This is a genomic window from Mesorhizobium sp. B1-1-8 (genome assembly GCF_006442795.2).
Classification (GTDB): domain Bacteria; phylum Pseudomonadota; class Alphaproteobacteria; order Rhizobiales; family Rhizobiaceae; genus Mesorhizobium.
Window position 1 is genome coordinate 2,073,832 of the sequence record NZ_CP083956.1, and the last position, 16,146, is coordinate 2,089,977.

Sequence of the window (16,146 nt, forward strand, 5' to 3'; positions counted from 1 at the left end):
CAGCAGCGGCGTCACACTGGTCAATTGAACCACAGCGCGAAGGTCAAAAACCCGGCGCCGCCGAACTCGCGCTGGATCTGGTCGAAATCGTCGCTGCTGAGGATCTTTCCACTCTCGAGATAGGGCGTGATGGCCGGGCCGGTGATCGACAGCACGAGGTCGAAAGGCCTCGGTTCGTCGAAGAAGCGCTTCATGTTGATGCCTTTGCCTGTAATGCGGAAATGCGGCAGGAGCACGCGGCCTTCGAGCAGGTCCTCGGCCATGGTCAAGGTGGCGAGCCAGGCCTGCACCTGCTCTTCGCCGACTTCGAGGCCGGTGAGCGGGTTCTCGCCCTTCTGCTGCGGGCCGGGCAGCCATTCGCGGTCGTTGTCGGTCTCGGCGCGGATCGCCTTCCAGTCCTCGCGTGACAGCCGGATCATCTCCAGCAAATGGCGGCGCGCCGCCTGTCGCCGCTCGGGTTCGACCACTTGCCAGTTGACGAGGTGCACCAGCGAGACGAAGTCGGCAATGCGCCATTCGGATGCCAGCATGCCGCCGCTGCTGCCGCCGTCCAGCGGGACGAGCGCATCCTGCAGCGGCAGTTTGGCGCGCGGGAACAGCATATGGAACGAGCCGTCGAACATGTTCCTGAAATCATGCGCCAGCCAGAAATCGGCTTGCGCCATCAGGAACTCGGCATAGCCCTGCAGCCAATATCCGTCGGCGCGGTCGAAGCGGAAGGTGAGCGATGGCACCGGTCCATCCGACGCTCCGTTGCGCGACAGCGCGGCGATGATCGCGGCGAAGCTTTCGTCCGGGGCGATGTTGCCGTCCTCATTGAGATCGATGCCGGCACGGGTGAGATCGAGCACCATACCGATGTCGGCATTGGCGGGGACGGATCCGAGCGTGGCGGCGGATTTCTCCAGCCGATCGCGGAAAGCGACGAGAATGGCGCGGAATTCCTCATAGGTCAGCGGCTCTGGATTGGGATTGTCCGGCACCGGCAGCCGCATCAGCGGCAGCATGAAGGATTGCGGGCTCTCGAAGCCGTGCCGGTGCAGGCCGCTTGCGAGGATCTCCAGCGCGGTGAAGAATTCGCCGGCGCCGGCGGCGTAGGCCGATGCCGGATCGCCTGGCGCCGCGGCCTCGAGCGTGGCGAGCGCGGCGTTGCGTTCGGCCACGGTCTTCGCCTCGAACAGCGCGGCTGGGTCCGGCGCTGCCGTGGCGCTGGCAAGCGGCAGGAGCAGACCGAGAGCGGATGCCAGAAGCAGGCTGAAATGTCTCATCATGTCCTCCCCTTTTCAATCCTGCCGTGACCATACACTCATTCGGTCCGCCGCGCTTGCAGTCCTGATGGACCCTAGGGAGCTGATGCGTGGGAATGGGCGCTTCAATCGATCCGGCGGACGGTCTACACAAGGCAAACAATCGGGCCTCGCGTGTCGAATTATCCACTCTCCTACAAATTGTCATGGCTGCCGTGTTTTCTGAAGCCGTCGCTCGGCGGCGACAGCAGCGGCTTCGCTGCGCCTGCGGCTGTTCTGATGGATCCGCCGCCGGCGCGGGCGGTGCGGCTAGCCTTCGTCGGCGACATCTCGGCCGTCGCCAATCGCATACCGCCGGAATGTGACTCGGCGATTGCGGCGCTGTTGGCTTCCGCCGATCTAGTGGTCGGCAATTGCGAGAGCCCGATCGTCGAGCGACCGAGTGCTGTGTTGGGCACGCGGCTCGGCACCCATCATGCAATGCGCGAGCGCTTTCTGGCTGACGCGCTGGCGGCTGCCGGGATCGCCCGCGACAAACTCGTGCTGTCGCTCGCCAACAATCACGTGCTCGACCAGGGCGTCGCCGGCTTTGACGAGACGGTCTCGGCGCTGGCGCGGCTCGGCATCCGCAGCATCGGCACGGCCGCCGGCGGGCCTGTCCAGCACCTCGTTATCGGGCCGCTGACGATCGGCTTCGCCGCCTTCACGCTTTGGCGCAATGCCGGCGAAGCGGTGTTTGGAGAGCGCGTGTCGATGAGCGGCGATCCGGCTCAATGGTCAAGCGAAGTCGGCGCAGGCGTCGATCTGCTTTGCGCGGTGCCGCATTGGGACTGGGAGTTCCGGCATTTTCCGCGGCCGGTGACACGGGCGCTGGCAAGGCAACTGGCCGGCCACGGCGTCCGGCTGATCGCCGGCCACCATGCCCACGTCGTGCAGCCGGTCGAACGGATCGGTGACAGCCTTGTCGCCTATGGCCTTGGCGATTTCCTCGGTACCGCCCTTGCCAGACAACCATGGCCCGGGCGCATAGGCTCAGTCCTGGTCGTCGACATCAGCGCCGATGCCGCCACGCGCGGGACGATCGCGGCCTATCGGATGCATTTCTTCATGCGGCTCGCCGCGGGCGGTCACGAGCGGCTGGTGCCGGTGGAGGCGCTGCAAGGGGTGGTGAAGCGGCGGGTTGCGGCGCGGCTGGATGCGATCTTTCAAACCGGGCAGATCTAGTTGCCGGTCGCTGCGGCCGCTGGCGAGTTTTCGGCTGATCAGCTCCAAGTTTTATTTAGGCAATTCTGGACGGAAGGCACGGCGAACTCGCCGAGCCTGACCGCTGCGCACTTTTCCTGGAATTGCCTAGAGACCGCTCGGCAGCAGCCCCGCCAGCCAGTTCGCCGACCGCTTCGCCACGTCGACGGTCGCGGAGGCGGCGCGGCCGAGATCGGTCCTGACCACGGCATAGCCGGTCCTGGTGCGGTAGAGCACGGCGCGTCCGCCATCGACCGCCGTTTCGTAGGCGACAGGTCTTGCGGCCTCCGTTTCGCTCGCCGTCGCCGGCGCGCCGACCGGAATGCTTGGACGGTGGCTGAGCTCGGGCGGCAGCGGCGCGGTGGTCTCGACGACGCGCCTGGCCGGCTTCAGCTCCGGCCGCGAGGCTTTCGCGGCAAGCTCTGCGGGCGATGCCGAGCCCTTGGTGCGGCAGATACCGGAAACCAGCGGATAATTGAAATTGCGCTGGTGCAGCATCTGGCTCTTCATCGCCGCTTCGCAGTCGGCGATGGTCGCCCATTTGGCCGGCGTCTCGCCGATGTATTCGCAAAGCTTGGCGTCGCAGTCGCAGCCGACGATGGTCATGGCGACAAGGGCGGTCTTGATCACGGTCTTGTCCCTTCGGAATTGTCCCCCGACGACAATCCATCGCCGCGGAACAAGGCGGGATTTGGCCGCCGCCGTGAAATCTGCATGACGGAGCGTTACGGAAGATTGCTTGGCCTTTTGACTGTGGCCGAAAAGCATCAGTAATCGTAATGCCAACCTGACCCGGGACGCCAACAGCACCGCGGGGAACTAGCGTGTGCGACGGATCAAAAGACAGTCGGCGCCGGGATTTCTCCCAGCGCCTCCCTGTCAGATCAGGACACAATCTCGGCAGCAACTTCCGTAAAGTCGTCGCGCCAGGCCGGCCTTGATTTTGACGGTCCTGCCAGTCGCCGCCCGAGGACAGCGCCCGTTCCAGACCACGCCGGTTTCCGCTCTCGCGAGCTTTGCTCAGCGTGCCATCGAAGGTCTTCACCGGGCCTTCATGGCAGCATCGGTCCGCCGTCGGCGTTCGCACGCTTTCCGCGGCCCCGTAGGTCTCGGCATCCGTCCCTCCAACAGGCGAACCTGATCTCGTTCCGGGCCGTACGGGCCTCAGGAAATCCGCCTTGCGCTTTTGCCTTTCGGCTGGGGCGTTCGGTAGCCGCCTGAGATGGGTTGAATGTACGTCGGATAAGGGGTTTGCGGAATGCCTGCGGGCCTGTGGATAGCGGGATTATCGGGGACCGATGCCGGGAATTTGTCGGACAAAACCGTTAGACAGCCTGCCCCCCGCCAACGCCGCCGCCGTCCACCCCTGGGCTGAGAAGTTGAATCAAGTGCTTCAGCGTCTGATTCCAAGGCCGCAGCTAAATCGCTGGAATAGCTGGCTAAAAATTCGCCGGCTATTTTTCGAGCCGGGCTGGGAAGCCGGGCGCGCGCAGGTCCGTGCCGACGGCGTCCTCGAGCAGCTTAACGATCCGGCTGGACCAGGCGTCGCCGCCATAGGCCGCCTTGCCCCGCTCGAAAATTGCGTTGACGCGCGACGCCAGTTCAAGCGGCACGCCCGATTCTTCACCCATACGAAGCGCGAAGCCGAGGTCCTTCAGTGCCAGGTCCATGGTGAAGCCGATGTCATAAGAGCCGTTCAGCACCAGTTGGCTTTCGGTCTCGTGGACGAAGCTGTTGCCGGACGAGGCGACGATAGCGTGGTAGGCCTGGGCGAGATCGAGGCCGCCTTTTTTGGCCAGCATCAGCGCTTCGCCGGCGGCGACGAGATGGATGAAGGCCAGCATGTTGGTGATGACCTTGATCACCGCCGCCGAGCCGACCGGGCCCATCAGGAATGATCTGGCGCACATCGCCTCGATGGCCGGGCGGTGCCGTTCGTAAAGTGCTGCGTCGCCGCCGACCAGCGCGGTTATCTTTCCAACTGCCGCCAGATGGACGCCGCCGGTGACGGGACATTCCAGGGTCTCGATACCCTTTGCCAAAGCAAGCGCCGCCAGCCGCAGGATCTCGTCGCGGCCGTTGGTCGACATCTCGATCCAGGTGCCGCCCTTGGGCAGGCCGTCCAGCAATCCGTCGGGCCCGGCAAGCACCGCCTCGCTGACTTTCGGCGAGGGCAGGCAAGTTATGGCATTGCCGGCACGCGCAGCCGCCTCGGCCGGGCTTCTCGCGGCAGCTGCGCCAAGCGCCACGAGACGCCCGGCCGCGGCCGGATCGCGGTCGAAGACGGTGACGGCGAAGCCGTTGCGCAACAGGCTGGCGGCAAGGTTGCCGCCGAGTTGGCCGAGGCCGATGAAGGCGTAGCTTTCGCTCACGGCATCAGCGGCGTCTGCATCATCTGCAAATGCAGGTCCTTGCCGGAGTAGGGGTGCGCGTCGCAGACATCCTCGTTGAGCTCGACGCCGAGGCCCGGCTCCTTCGACGGAATGACATTGCCGTCCTGCCATTCGATCTTCTTCTTGAGCAATGTGGCGTGGAAACCGTCCCACTGCTTCAGCGATTCCAGAATCAGGAAATTGGGCAGCGTCGCCGCAAGCTGGATGTTGGCGGCGCCGACGATCGGGCCGCAATAGCAGTGCGGCGCGACCTGGATGTGATAGGCCTCGGCCATGGCGGCGATCTTCTTGGTTTCCAGAATGCCGCCAGAACGGCCGAGGTCGGGCTGCAGGATGGTGGCAGCGCGGTTCTCGATAACGCGGGCGAACTCGAACTTCGTCGTCAGCCGTTCGCCGGTGGCGATCGGGATCGAGGTCGCGCGGGCGACCTGCGCCATCACCTCGGGCATATCCGGCGGCACCGGCTCCTCGAACCAGAGCGGATCGTAGGGCTCGATGGCGCGGGCGAGCCGCAGGGCGCCCGAAGCGGTGAACTGGCCATGCGTGCCGAACAGGATGTCGGCCCTGGTGCCGACCGCCTCGCGGATCGCCTTGATCATGCTGGCGGAAATATCGATGTCGAGCAGCCGCGGCTGGTGGCCGTCGAAGGCGGTGTAGGGACCGGCTGGATCGAGCTTGACGGCGTTAAAGCCCTGCTCGACATATTCGAGCGCGCAGGCGGCGGCCATCTCGGGGTCGTTGTAGACGTTCCTGCCGCTCGGCGCGTCCTCGGAATGGACGCTGCCGGTGTGCGGATAAAGATAGGTGTAGGAGCGCAGCGTCTCGTGCACCTGGCCGCCGAGCAGCTTATAGACCGGCTTGTCGGCTTCCTTGCCAATGATGTCCCAGCAGGCCATTTCAAGCGCCGAGAAGCAGCCCATGCCGGAGACATCGGGGCGCTGGGTGAAGCCGGAGGAATAGGCGCGGCGGAAGAAGTTCTCGATGTCGTGCGGATCGCGGCCGACAAGATAACGCTCGGCCATGTCCTCGATCATGCTGGCGGTGACATGTGCCGAGAAGGTCGCATTGTAAGCCTCGCCATAGCCGACCACGCCGCCGTCGGTGGTGAGCTTGACGAAGATGAAATATTTGCCGCCGATGCCGGGCGGCGGGTTGCCGACAACCCAGGTCTTGACGTCGGTGATCTTCATTTGTGTTCCTCCAGAACCAGATCGGCGCCCTTCCATCCGGTCAGGATCGAGGCGGCGTTGGTGTTGCCGGTGATGTTGTCGGGGAAGATCGAGGCGTCGATGATGCGAACGCCCTGAAGCCCATGCACCTTGAGCCGCGGATCGACGACCGCGCGCGAGGCGTCCGGTCCCATGCGGCAGGTCGAAACGGGATGATAGACGGTGCCCGAGCGCTTCCTGAAATCCTGGACGAGGTCGGCGTCGGACTTGATCGACGGCCCCGGCAAAACCTCTTCCTCGATGATTTCGGCCATCGCCGGCATCGAGGCGATCGTGCGCACGAATTTCACCGCCGCGAGCATTTCGTCGACATCGTGGTTGGTGGAATAGGCGTTGGCCGTGATCCTCGGATGGTCGCGCGGGTCCTTCGAGCGGATCATGATCTCGCCGCGGCTCGACGGGCGGCAGTTGGACAGGCCGATGGAGAAGCCCGGCCATGGGTCCGGCGTCAGGATCGGGCGCTCGCCGTTCTTCGGAATGACGGTGGAGAAGGCCTGGAAATAGAGCTGCATGTTCGGCCGGGCGAGGGCCGGGTCGGTGCGGAAGAAGCCGCCGGCATTGTTCATCGACAGCGACAGCGGGCCGGAGCGGGTGAGAATGTACTGCATGCCGACGCGCAGCTTGCCCCACCACGGGCGCAGGACCTGGTTCAGCGTCGGCAGCCTGCCCTTGAAGGTGTAGTTGATGCCGACATGATCCTGCAGATTGGCACCGACATTCTCGTTGGCCTGGATGACGGGTATGCCGACGCTGCCGAGCAGCGCCGACGGGCCGACGCCGGAGAGCTGCAGGAGTTGCGGTGAATTGATCGAGCCGCTGGACACGATCACCTCGCGGCCGGCGCGGGCCGTCCTCGTCTCACCGTTCTGCTCATATTCGACGCCGACGGCGCGCTTGCCCTCGAACAGGAGCTTCGTCGCCAGCGCATTGGTCTCGACACGGACGTTGCGGCGTTTCATCGCCGGGCGCAGGAAGGCGCGCGCGGCGGACATGCGGCGGCCGTTCCTGGTGGTGATCTGATAGATGCCGACGCCTTCCTGGGAGGCGCCGTTGAAATCCGGATTGAACGGCAGACCGGCTTGCTGGGCGGCGACGAGGTAGCGCTTGGTCAGCGGATGCACCGCGTTCGAGCAATCGGTGATGTGCAACGGACCGCCGACGCCGCGCCATTTGTCGGCGCCGGCCTCGTTGTCCTCCAGCGCCTTGAAGGAAGGCAGGAGATCTGCATAGCTCCAGCCCGGATTGCCGGCGGCCGCCCAGGCATCGAAATCCTCGCGCGCGCCCCTGATATAGACCATGGCGTTGATCGAGCTCGAGCCGCCGAGCAGCTTGCCGCGCGGCCAGTGGTCGGCGCTGCCGGCGAGGCCGGGATCGGGCTCGGCCTTGTAGTTCCAGTTGACGGCCGGATCGAAGAAGGTCTTGCCGTAGCCGAGCGGCATCTGGACATAGAAGCGCCGATCGCTGCCGCCGGCCTCCAGCACCAGCACCGAGAAGCGGCCCGAAGCCGAGAGCCTTTCCGCGACGACCGAACCGGCGGAGCCGGAGCCGACGATAATGAAATCATAAGTCTGCATGATGGGCGGGCGCGCTCCGAAATCCGGCGCTTACCCTAGACATTGCCTGCTCGCCGCGTCGCCGGGGCTTCCGGCATGCCTTGTGAAAAAAGCGACCGGCCAAACGGTGGACTTTGGCTTTCACCAAAGCTTGCGACGTGGCAACCGCATTGCTACGGGATCAGGCACAACAGCTTCGAGGACCTTGTCATGGTGCATTACGCGGACGGAAAACCGCTTGGCGATCTGACGCTGCGGACGCTCGCCATGCCGTCCGACGCCAACGCCGCCGGAGATATCTTCGGCGGCTGGGTGATGGCGCAGATGGACCTTGCCTGTGGCATCCGCGCCGCCGAGCGCGCCAAGGGCCGCGTGGTGACGGCGGCGGTGAAGGAGATGTCCTTCGCCAAGCCGATGAAGATCGGCGACACGCTGTGCATTTATACCCATGTCGAGCGAGTCGGCCGCACCTCGATGATGCTCAAGGTCGAGGCCTGGGCGCAGCGCTATCTCACCGACCTGATGGAGAAGGTCACCCATGCCGATTTCGTCATGGTGGCGCTCGACAGCGAGGGCAAGCCTAAGCCGGTTCCGGCGGAGAGCTGACGCAGGCCGATTCTCCAAACTCGCGGTTTTGTAACAACGCCCGCGTGGTGGAATGCGCCGGGCGACATCCAGTGGTTGCCTCCACGCTCGATTCTGTCAGGGTTGGAGAAAAGACAATGCGTCAACATATACTGAACGGCTGCCTTGCGGCAGCCCTTGCCGCCATGGTGTGCCTGCTCGGCGCAACGGCCTATAGCGAAGTCAGGAAAGACATTCCGCATACCCTCTGCTCCCACGACAACAGGAGCGCCAAGGTGCCGGGCGAGGGCTGTGAAGTGTGCGGCCGGGCACCATGCGACAAGGTCGCGCCAAACGCCTGAGCGATCGCTGTTAGGTCACCGGCATCGCGCCGGGCTGCCGATTACCTGTCAGGTCGAGGGCAAGCTCCAGCCGCGGCATCCGAAAAGCGTTTCCGAGCAAGCCAGAGGTTGGCTGAGAGCCGGCCGACCTTATGCTGCGAAATTCTGAAACCTTTGTGTCGTACGGGCTTCAGGCCATTGCGCTGTCGAATCTCGCGCGCGCGGCCTTGACCCGTTCGGTATTCTTGCGTGCCCATTCGCCGAGCGCGCCGACAGGCACGAGCAGCTCGTGCCCAAGCTCCGTCAGCTCGTAATCGACGCGCGGCGGGATGGTCGGAAACACTTTTCGGGTGACGAAGCCGTCACGCTCCAGGCCGCGCAAGGTGGTGGTCAGCATCTTTTGCGAGATGCCGCCGACGGCGGTGCGCAGTTCGTTGAAGCGCATCGGACCACCGCCCAGCTTGCCGACCACCAGAACGGTCCATTTGTCGCCGACGCGCTGCAGGATCTCCGACACGGCGCGGCAGTCTTCGGTGTTGTGCGGGTGCCTCAGTAACAAAAACGTGCCTCCTTGCGCGTCGCTTTGTCAGTATCACATATAGCGCCGGTATCCAAACGATACCAGCAATTCCCGCAAGGAGAGCCCCTTATGTCCAAACCCAAAATCGCCATCATCGTCGGTTCGACGCGCGCCGCCCGCTTCGCGGACGTCCCGACGCAGTGGATCGCCAAGATCGCCAAGGCGCATGCCGACATCGACGTCGAGATCGTCGATCTGCGCGACTTCCCGCTGCCGTTCTTCGACGAGGTCGCGTCCTCCGCCTGGGCGCCCTCGCAGAACGAAGTGGCGCAGCGCTGGCAAAAGAAGGTCGCCGAGTTCGACGGCTTCATCTTCACCGCCGCCGAATACAATCACGGCCCGACGGCCGTGCTGAAGAACGCCATCGACTACGCCGCCAATGAGTGGAACAAAAAGCCGGCCGGCTTTGTCGGATACGGCAGCGTCGGCGGTTCGCGTGCCATCGAACAGCTCCGGCTGCATGCCGTCGAGCTGCAGATGGCGCCGGTGAAGTCAGCCGTCCACATCGCCTGGGGCGATTTCCTCGCCGTGCGCCAGGGCGACAAGAAGCTCGAGGACCTCGAGCATCTGAACCAGGCCGCCGCCGCGCTGGTCAATGACGTCGCCTGGTGGGCAAAGGTGCTGAAGGCGGCGCGCCTGGCTGACGTGATCGACGAGGAAGCCCGGGCTGCCTGAGCGGCTTTTTGGAATATCCTCCCAAGCATATGGGGCGGCGCTTGCGCCGCCCCTTTTTCAATGTCCGGGAGCGGCCTCGGCGAGCTGTCTTGGTCTGATGATACAGTCGGCCAGGCGATCCTTCTCGTTAAGCTCATCCGCATGGTGCTGGCCCCATTGGCAAAGCGCCAGAAGGATGGGCTCCAGGCTGAGACCGAGCGGCGTCGCGGAATATTCGACGCGCGACGGGACCTCGGCGAAGATCTCGCGGCTGACCAGCCCGTGTTCCTCCATCTCGCGCAACTGCTCGATCAACACCTTCTGGGTGATGCCCGGCATCAGCGCCTTCAGCGCCGAGAGCCGTCGCGGGCCATCGAAGAGGTGATAGAGGATCACCGCCTTCCAGCGACCCGAGATCACCTTCAAGGCGCGCTCCGCCGGCAACATCGGCAGTCGTTTCATTGCCCTCTTCTTGCCGGATTGGGTCATGGTCACCTCCTGGTGAGCAGCGGACAAATGAGTGTGTAGCGGCAACCGCGCAGATAGTGGCAAAGGGCGGCCGGTGCCATAGCCATCGGAGCCTGCCATGAAAGCCGTCCAGTTCAGCCGCTTCGGCGGTCCAGAGGTGCTCGAAATCGTCGACGTTCCAACACCCGCTGCAGGAGCCGGAGAGGTTCTGGTCAAGGTTGGAGCTGCCGGCATCAATTTTTTCGAGGTGCTGATGCGGGCGGACCGCTACGCGGTTACGCCAAGCCTGCCGATGTTTCCGGGTGTCGAGGCGGCCGGCATCGTCGAGGCCGTCGGCGAGGGCGTGGACAAGCGGCTGCTGGGAAGGCGCGTCGCAGCACCGCTGTTTGTCTTGGCACGGCCGTTCGGCGGCTATGCCGAGTATGTCACGATCGATGCCGAGCTGGCCGTGCCGTTGCCGGACGCGGTTTCGTTCGAAGAGGCCTGTGCCCTGATGGTGCAAGGGCTGACGGCCTTCCATCTGCTGCGGCAAAGCCCGGCGGCGAACAAAACGGTGCTGGTTCCGGCTGCCGCCGGAGGCGTTGGTTCGCTGCTTGTCCAGTTGGCAAGAGGGCAGGGGGCCCGCCGCGTCATCGCGCTGGCCGGCGGCAAGGCCAAGCTCGACCTCGCCCTGTCGCTTGGCGCCGAAGCAGCAATCGACCATCGTGCCGCAGATTGGGTGACTGGGGTTAAGGATGCCGCGAACCGCCACCTCGATACGGTCTACGACACTGTCGGCGGGTCGATGACCAGCGATTTCCTGAAAGTGCTTTCGTCCGGCGGCGAACTGGTGTTCGCGGCACTTGGCCGATTTGCGCTTTCCTCCCCCGATCTGGAAGCGATGATCGGCCGCAATCAATCGCTCAAGGGCTTCGCGCTGCTGCCGCTGTTGTCTCCCGATGTGCTGAAGGCGAGCCTGTCGGAGCTTTTCGAACTGGTTGCGAACGGCCGGCTGAAGATTGAGATCGGCGACCGCTTCCCGATGGATCAGGCAGCCGAGGCGCACCGGCTGATCGAAGAGCGCCGGTCGACCGGCAAAGTTGTGCTTATCCCGTAGCGGGCCGGTTTCGGCGAGAACGTGCCAGCCGTCACCGCGCCACCGGGCGATGCCCGTCCGGCAGTCGCGTCGCGATCAGCTTGTCGATGCGGCGGCCGTCGAGGTCGACCACTTCGAAGCGCCAGCCTTGGGCGTCGACGCATTCGCCGGTCGCGGGCAGATGGTGCAGATGCGACAGCACATAGCCGGCGACGGTCTCGTAGTCGCGGTTCTCTGGCAGGTCGATGCCCAGCACCTCGGCCATCTCGTCGGCCTGCATGTAACCGGCGAGCAGCCAGGAGCCGTCCTCGCGCTTGACGGCGTTCTCTTCCTCGCCGGCATTGAGATCGGAGCGGAAAACGCCGGTGATGGCTTCCAGTATGTCGGCCGGCGTGACGATGCCTTCGAAATGGCCGTATTCGTCATGGACCAACGCCATCGGCACGTCCGATTCCTTCAGCTTGGCCAGCACGTCGAGCGCGTCGGCCTGGTCATGCACGATGGGAGCGGCGCGCACATGCTGGCGCGGATCCAGCACCCTGCCGGCGAGCAGGGCAGCCAGCACGTCGCGCGTCTGGATGACGCCGACCATGGCATCGACATTGCCGTCGCCGGCAGGCAGGCGCGAATGCTGCGTCTCCATCAGCAGCCGTTTGATGGCCGCCTCGTCGGACTGCAGATTGATCCAGTCGACCTCGGTGCGCGGCGTCATCACGGCGCGCACGGCGCGGTCTCCAAGCCGCATGACGCCGGCGATCATGCGCCGCTCGTCGGATTCGATGGTGCCGTGATGCTCGGCCTCGGCGACCAGCATCTTGATCTCTTCATCGGTGACCTTCTCTTCCGTCTCGCCGCCCTGGCCGAGCAGCCAAAGGACGGCGCGGCCGGAAATGTCGAGCAGGAAGACGACCGGCGCCGAGACGGTGGCAAGGATGGTCATCGCCGGTGCCGCCCGGACGGCGACGCGCTCCGGATCCTTGAGCGCGATCTGCTTCGGCACGAGCTCGCCGACGATCAGCGAGGCATAGGTGATAAGCGCAACCACGATGCCGACGCCGAGCGGGTCGGCGATGTTCTCGCGGACGCCGATCGAGGCGAGATATTGCGCCAATCGCTCACCCAGCGTGGCGCCGGAGAAAGCGCCCGAGAGAACGCCGACCAGCGTGATGCCGATCTGCACCGAGGACAGGAATTTGCCGGGATTGGAACCGAGCGCCAGCGCGCGGCCGGCGCCGTTGACGTTGCGGTCGATCATCGCCTTGAGGCGGGCCGGCCGCGACGAGACGATGGCGAGCTCCGACATCGACAAAAGGCCGTTCACGCAGATGAGGACGGCCACGACGGCGATTTCAACGTAAAGCATGCCGGGTCAATAGCATTGCTGCAGTGCATTCGAAAATAGTCGGTCGTTATTTTCGGAGCATGACAGACGAACCGTCAGCGTCATAATCGGCCGCGTCGATGTCTGGACAGACGGATCGGCCTCGCCTCCGAAGCCCTTCAGCGGCAGGCGCGATAGCCGTTTTTGCGGTTCTTGATGTCGAAATGGAAGTGGTTGCGGTGATCGTAATTGTAGCCGGGGCCGAGCACCGTGGTGAAATACTGGCAGCCGTCGGCGCGCACATTGTTGAGGAAGCCGCGGGTGCGGAAAGCGAACAGACCGGGCTTGCGCACGTCGATGTCGTCGCCATTGTTGAGCTCGATGCTCATGACGTCGAGCGCGTTGCCCTTGCCGTGCTCGGACAGGACGCCTTCGCCGGCGATGTTGCGACAGGAATAGCTCGAGCCCTGGTGGATTGTCCTGACGCCGGAGAAATAGCGCCAGCGGGCGGCCGGAACGAGTTCATTCTTCGTCCAGGCGGCGAAGGTCGCCGCCATGTTGCAGGTCAGCGTGGCGGCGGGCTTCATTTCGACGCTGCCGACGGCCGAGACCTTGACCGGATAGTCGATGCCGCACTGGCCTTCGTGGATCGGCGCCACGTCGGTGTAGACGACGCCGAGCCGCTTCAGCTCGTTGCGGCAGTCGATTTCGCCGGCCGGCATCTGCTCTTCCGGCGGCATCGGCTCATCCATGCGCGGATAGGCGGCCTGGGTCATATAAGGATTGGAGGGAACGAGCCGCTGCATGCCGGAATATTGCGGCACCTCAGGCACCGCCGCGGTCTGGTTGCCGACATCGACGGCCGGCTGCAGCGAGAAGACGTCGCCAGTGGTGCAGGCCGATGCCGAAGCGACGGCAAGCGCCGTCGCCAGCCTGACGGCGGTTAGGCGCGCAGCCTTGTTTTGTCGCGCCACGGCAAGCATGGCGACAAATCTTCCGGCCATCGAAAGGCATCCTGTCCCCGGATGGGACAAGTCTAGTGAGCAAGGGTAAAGGAAAGGTCAGTGCCGGCATTCATGCCTGGGGCCGAATTGCGGCGATCATTGGCAGAAGGTCCCACCGTGCCGGCGCGGCTCGAGATCGAGGTGGAAATGCATGGCATGGTCGGCGTCCGCGCCTGGTCCAAGCACGGTCTTGAATGGCCCGCAGGCGGCCTTGCGTACCGCGTCGAGAAACTTGCCGTCCTTCTCCGGCGGCGCCGGGCCGACCTCGATCTTCGTGCCGTCCGAAAGGCTGAAGGAGGCGATGTCGAGCGCGTTGCCGAAGGCATGTTCCGACAGTTTGCCCGGGCTATGACGCGGGCGGCAGACAAAGGCAGACGCCTGGCCGATCGATTTCAGGTCGGCGCCGAATTCGGCCTTCGCCGCCGGCTGGATGACATCGGCGGCAAAGCGCGCTGCTGCCTCGGCCATCTGGCAGTTGAGTTCGGCGCCGGGGCCGACATCGATGGATTTTCCAAGCGTCTTCAAAACGATCGGGTAGGGAATCGAGCAGCCGATTTCGGCATCATGCTCAGCCTTGTGCTCCTCGAATTCGACGCCGAGCGCCTTCAGCCGCGCGCGGCACGCCACTTCTTCGTCAGGCATTTTATCGGCTGGCAGGTCGGCGGAACGCGGATCAGGAAGCATTTTCTCCTGCTCCGGCTTGGCCGGTTTTTCCGGAGGTTGCGGCGCGGTCTCAGGCGGTTCCGGCTCCAACTCGGACGGTTTTTCCGGCGGCGTCGGGGCGACTGCCGGCGTCTCGGGCTCCGGCTGCGATCCCGGAGTGGGCTTGGCAGCGGGACGCGGCTCGGGAATAGGTGCGGCCGCCGGTGTTTCGGGTGCCGGCGTGGCGCTCTGGCTAATCGAAGCCGGATGCCCTTTGTGTACCGGGCGATGGTGCCTGGCTATGGCCGGGGTCATCAGCAAGATTGCCGCCGTCAAAGGCAGTGCCACCCTGCAGAAAGCGGAAAAGCCCAGCGTTGCCATCATCCGCAAACGGTGCCGGCATGGCCGGAGTTGCCTTGGAAGCGGGGTTGCTGCGATCAAAATCGGTTACCGTCGCTCACGCGCCGATCGCCTCCAGCCCTTCTTCCAGCCAGTCGGCAAGCAGCGGCATGCCGAGCAGATATTTCGCCGTGCGCCTGTTGGCGCGCTCGCGCGCCGCGGCCAGCGCGTCCGCCCACTCGGAAGCGTCGTAATCGCCGCGGCCGACCCAGGCCAGCGCCACGAGCTCGGCCGCTTCATCGATATTGAGATCGTTGATCAGCTCGCGAAATTCTTCTTCGGTGAGGTTTTCCGAGGCTTCCTCGGCGAGGCCGTCATGGTGATGGTTGTCATGCGTATCGCCGTCGAACTCGATCTCGTGCTCGGCGCCGTCGTCGTAATCCTCGTTGACGGCGGCGCTCAATGCCTTGGCCTTGAGAATGAACAGGCGCACGGTATCCGGGCCGATCGAAAGCTCCCATTCTTTCTCGAGGCGCTGCTGCACTGACCTTTCTCCGCGTAGTACGTTCCGCCGGTGGCGATGATAGCGGATTTGCAGCGCACGTCACGCCCGTTCGCGAGAAGCAGAAACTGACTACACAAGTCTCCAAAATAGTTTGATCGCCGCCGGCTTTTCAGGATGAAACCCGATCGAGGCGGCGTTAGTCTGGCATTGTCACGCTCATCATGGAGGCTTTCGATGCGCAGACGTTTGCTTGTTCAAGTCATGGCTGTTGCCGCCCTGCCACTGTTCGTAGCGCCTGCATTCGCGGCCGGCAGCGGCGGCAGCTCCGATACTCAGACCACCACGCAGTGCAAGAAAGGCGAAGTTTGGGACAAAAAGAAGAAGAAATGCGCTGTGCCGAAGTATGGGATGCTGGATGACGACAACATCTACGACGCAGGCCACGATCTGGCGATGGCCGGACGCTACGACGAGGCGATCGCCGTGCTCAGCCTCGCCGCCAACAAGCAGGATCCGCGCATCCTCAACTATCTCGGTTATTCGCACCGCCACTCCGGGCGCGTCACCGTCGGCCTCGGCTATTACGAGGAAGCGCTGCGCATCGACCCGAACTACACGCTGGTGCGCGAATATCTCGGCGAGGCGCATCTGCAGATCGGCGATCTGGCCGGCGCCCAGCAGCAGTTGATGGAGATCGAAAAACGGACCGGCAAGGGCTCGCGCGAATACGGCATGCTGTCCGAGCAGATCGACCATTTCCTGAGAAGTTGATCCGACTTGCAACGCTTCTCTAACCGGCTGCGAGCGATCGCAGCCGGCTTTTTGCTGTCGTCTGCCGCATTTGCCGGGCTAGGCGCCCGGCGAAAGCCATGAGATTTTGCTAAAGTTGATTTTTTGGACGTGAAAATCGCGCAAAGATCGCTATATTCGGGGAAATTGCGGTGAGACGGTTCCGTTAGCCCGAGGCTGCCGGACCGTTTTCTTTTTGT

At 64.2% G+C, this 16,146-nt stretch carries 17 protein-coding genes; 6 read left to right on the forward strand and 11 right to left on the reverse strand.

Annotation, left to right across the window (positions count from 1 at the left end):
• Positions 1-20: 20 nt before the first annotated feature.
• The gene (locus FJ974_RS10160) at positions 21-1,268 is read right to left on the reverse strand and encodes a hypothetical protein (protein ID WP_140537255.1); all 1,248 of its coding nucleotides are present in this window, start codon (positions 1,266-1,268) and stop codon (positions 21-23) included.
• 153 nt (positions 1,269-1,421) lie between these two features.
• Between FJ974_RS10160 and FJ974_RS10165 the strand changes: the two genes are divergently transcribed.
• Positions 1,422-2,471, forward strand: coding sequence for a CapA family protein (locus tag FJ974_RS10165; protein WP_140537257.1), 1,050 nt, complete (start codon positions 1,422-1,424; stop codon positions 2,469-2,471).
• A gap of 126 nt (positions 2,472-2,597) precedes the next feature.
• Here the strand turns inward: FJ974_RS10165 and FJ974_RS10170 are convergent, their stop codons facing one another.
• The 4 genes from FJ974_RS10170 to FJ974_RS10185 form a co-directional block, all read right to left on the reverse strand.
• On the reverse strand, positions 2,598-3,119 hold the full coding sequence (locus tag FJ974_RS10170) for a hypothetical protein (protein ID WP_140537258.1): 522 nt from the start codon (positions 3,117-3,119) through the stop codon (positions 2,598-2,600).
• A gap of 824 nt (positions 3,120-3,943) precedes the next feature.
• Entirely contained in the window at positions 3,944-4,861 is a 918-nt protein-coding gene (locus FJ974_RS10175) for an NAD(P)-dependent oxidoreductase (RefSeq protein ID WP_140537260.1), read from the reverse strand.
• Positions 4,858-6,072 carry a mandelate racemase/muconate lactonizing enzyme family protein gene (locus FJ974_RS10180; RefSeq protein ID WP_140537262.1) on the reverse strand — a complete coding sequence of 405 codons (1,215 nt, stop codon included), beginning with the start codon at positions 6,070-6,072 and terminating at the stop codon, positions 4,858-4,860. Before FJ974_RS10180 ends, FJ974_RS10175 begins: the two co-directional genes overlap by 4 nt.
• Positions 6,069-7,685, reverse strand: coding sequence for a GMC family oxidoreductase (locus FJ974_RS10185; RefSeq protein ID WP_140537263.1), 1,617 nt, complete (start codon positions 7,683-7,685; stop codon positions 6,069-6,071). The genes FJ974_RS10180 and FJ974_RS10185 overlap by 4 nt, the downstream gene beginning before the upstream one ends.
• 189 nt (positions 7,686-7,874) lie before the next feature.
• Here FJ974_RS10185 and FJ974_RS10190 point away from each other — a divergent pair, with 189 nt between their 5' ends.
• Together FJ974_RS10190 and FJ974_RS10195 are read left to right on the forward strand one after the other, a co-directional pair.
• Complete coding sequence (locus FJ974_RS10190) at positions 7,875-8,270, forward strand: acyl-CoA thioesterase (protein ID WP_140537265.1); 396 nt, start codon at positions 7,875-7,877, stop codon at positions 8,268-8,270.
• Positions 8,271-8,386: 116 nt separating this feature from the next.
• On the forward strand, positions 8,387-8,590 hold the full coding sequence (locus FJ974_RS10195) for a hypothetical protein (RefSeq protein WP_140537266.1): 204 nt from the start codon (positions 8,387-8,389) through the stop codon (positions 8,588-8,590).
• Positions 8,591-8,759: 169 nt separating this feature from the next.
• On the opposite strand, the gene FJ974_RS10200 is transcribed toward FJ974_RS10195, so the two are convergent.
• Positions 8,760-9,128 carry a winged helix-turn-helix transcriptional regulator gene (locus FJ974_RS10200; protein WP_140537268.1) on the reverse strand — a complete coding sequence of 123 codons (369 nt, stop codon included), beginning with the start codon at positions 9,126-9,128 and terminating at the stop codon, positions 8,760-8,762.
• A gap of 90 nt (positions 9,129-9,218) precedes the next feature.
• Between FJ974_RS10200 and FJ974_RS10205 the strand changes: the two genes are divergently transcribed.
• The gene (locus FJ974_RS10205; protein ID WP_140537270.1) at positions 9,219-9,824 is read left to right on the forward strand and encodes an NADPH-dependent FMN reductase; all 606 of its coding nucleotides are present in this window, start codon (positions 9,219-9,221) and stop codon (positions 9,822-9,824) included.
• 57 nt (positions 9,825-9,881) lie between these two features.
• On the opposite strand, the gene FJ974_RS10210 is transcribed toward FJ974_RS10205, so the two are convergent.
• On the reverse strand, positions 9,882-10,292 hold the full coding sequence (locus tag FJ974_RS10210) for a winged helix-turn-helix transcriptional regulator (protein WP_140537272.1): 411 nt from the start codon (positions 10,290-10,292) through the stop codon (positions 9,882-9,884).
• A gap of 97 nt (positions 10,293-10,389) precedes the next feature.
• Here FJ974_RS10210 and FJ974_RS10215 point away from each other — a divergent pair, with 97 nt between their 5' ends.
• On the forward strand, positions 10,390-11,367 hold the full coding sequence (locus FJ974_RS10215; protein ID WP_140537274.1) for a quinone oxidoreductase family protein: 978 nt from the start codon (positions 10,390-10,392) through the stop codon (positions 11,365-11,367).
• 31 nt (positions 11,368-11,398) lie between these two features.
• On the opposite strand, the gene FJ974_RS10220 is transcribed toward FJ974_RS10215, so the two are convergent.
• The 4 genes from FJ974_RS10220 to FJ974_RS10235 form a co-directional block, all read right to left on the reverse strand.
• On the reverse strand, positions 11,399-12,709 hold the full coding sequence (locus FJ974_RS10220) for a hemolysin family protein (protein WP_140537275.1): 1,311 nt from the start codon (positions 12,707-12,709) through the stop codon (positions 11,399-11,401).
• A 137-nt stretch (positions 12,710-12,846) separates the two neighbouring features.
• Positions 12,847-13,671, reverse strand: a complete 825-nt coding sequence (locus FJ974_RS10225; protein WP_140537277.1) for an extensin family protein — start codon at positions 13,669-13,671, stop codon at positions 12,847-12,849.
• A 96-nt stretch (positions 13,672-13,767) separates the two neighbouring features.
• Positions 13,768-14,754 (reverse strand): extensin family protein, encoded by a 987-nt coding sequence (locus tag FJ974_RS10230; protein ID WP_413468338.1) that lies wholly within the window; start codon positions 14,752-14,754, stop codon positions 13,768-13,770.
• A gap of 16 nt (positions 14,755-14,770) precedes the next feature.
• Entirely contained in the window at positions 14,771-15,196 is a 426-nt protein-coding gene (locus FJ974_RS10235) for a DUF3775 domain-containing protein (RefSeq protein ID WP_140537279.1), read from the reverse strand.
• 195 nt (positions 15,197-15,391) lie between these two features.
• Here FJ974_RS10235 and FJ974_RS10240 point away from each other — a divergent pair, with 195 nt between their 5' ends.
• On the forward strand, positions 15,392-15,928 hold the full coding sequence (locus FJ974_RS10240) for a tetratricopeptide repeat protein (RefSeq protein ID WP_140537280.1): 537 nt from the start codon (positions 15,392-15,394) through the stop codon (positions 15,926-15,928).
• Positions 15,929-16,146: the final 218 nt, after the last annotated feature.

What these genes read in the sequence shown, in the direction of transcription:
- FJ974_RS10185 (WP_140537263.1), bottom strand. Translation starts at nt 7,685, where the DNA reads ATGCAGACTTATGATTTCATTATCGTCGGCTCCGGCTCCGCCGGTTCG.
- FJ974_RS10220 (WP_140537275.1), bottom strand. Translation starts at nt 12,709, where the DNA reads ATGCTTTACGTTGAAATCGCCGTCGTGGCCGTCCTCATCTGCGTGAAC.
- FJ974_RS10190 (WP_140537265.1), top strand. Translation starts at nt 7,875, where the DNA reads ATGGTGCATTACGCGGACGGAAAACCGCTTGGCGATCTGACGCTGCGG.
- FJ974_RS10205 (WP_140537270.1), top strand. Translation starts at nt 9,219, where the DNA reads ATGTCCAAACCCAAAATCGCCATCATCGTCGGTTCGACGCGCGCCGCC.
- FJ974_RS10240 (WP_140537280.1), top strand. Translation starts at nt 15,392, where the DNA reads ATGCGCAGACGTTTGCTTGTTCAAGTCATGGCTGTTGCCGCCCTGCCA.
- FJ974_RS10215 (WP_140537274.1), top strand. Translation starts at nt 10,390, where the DNA reads ATGAAAGCCGTCCAGTTCAGCCGCTTCGGCGGTCCAGAGGTGCTCGAA.
- FJ974_RS10180 (WP_140537262.1), bottom strand. Translation starts at nt 6,072, where the DNA reads ATGAAGATCACCGACGTCAAGACCTGGGTTGTCGGCAACCCGCCGCCC.
- FJ974_RS10195 (WP_140537266.1), top strand. Translation starts at nt 8,387, where the DNA reads ATGCGTCAACATATACTGAACGGCTGCCTTGCGGCAGCCCTTGCCGCC.
- FJ974_RS10225 (WP_140537277.1), bottom strand. Translation starts at nt 13,671, where the DNA reads ATGGCCGGAAGATTTGTCGCCATGCTTGCCGTGGCGCGACAAAACAAG.
- FJ974_RS10210 (WP_140537272.1), bottom strand. Translation starts at nt 10,292, where the DNA reads ATGACCCAATCCGGCAAGAAGAGGGCAATGAAACGACTGCCGATGTTG.
- FJ974_RS10160 (WP_140537255.1), bottom strand. Translation starts at nt 1,268, where the DNA reads ATGAGACATTTCAGCCTGCTTCTGGCATCCGCTCTCGGTCTGCTCCTG.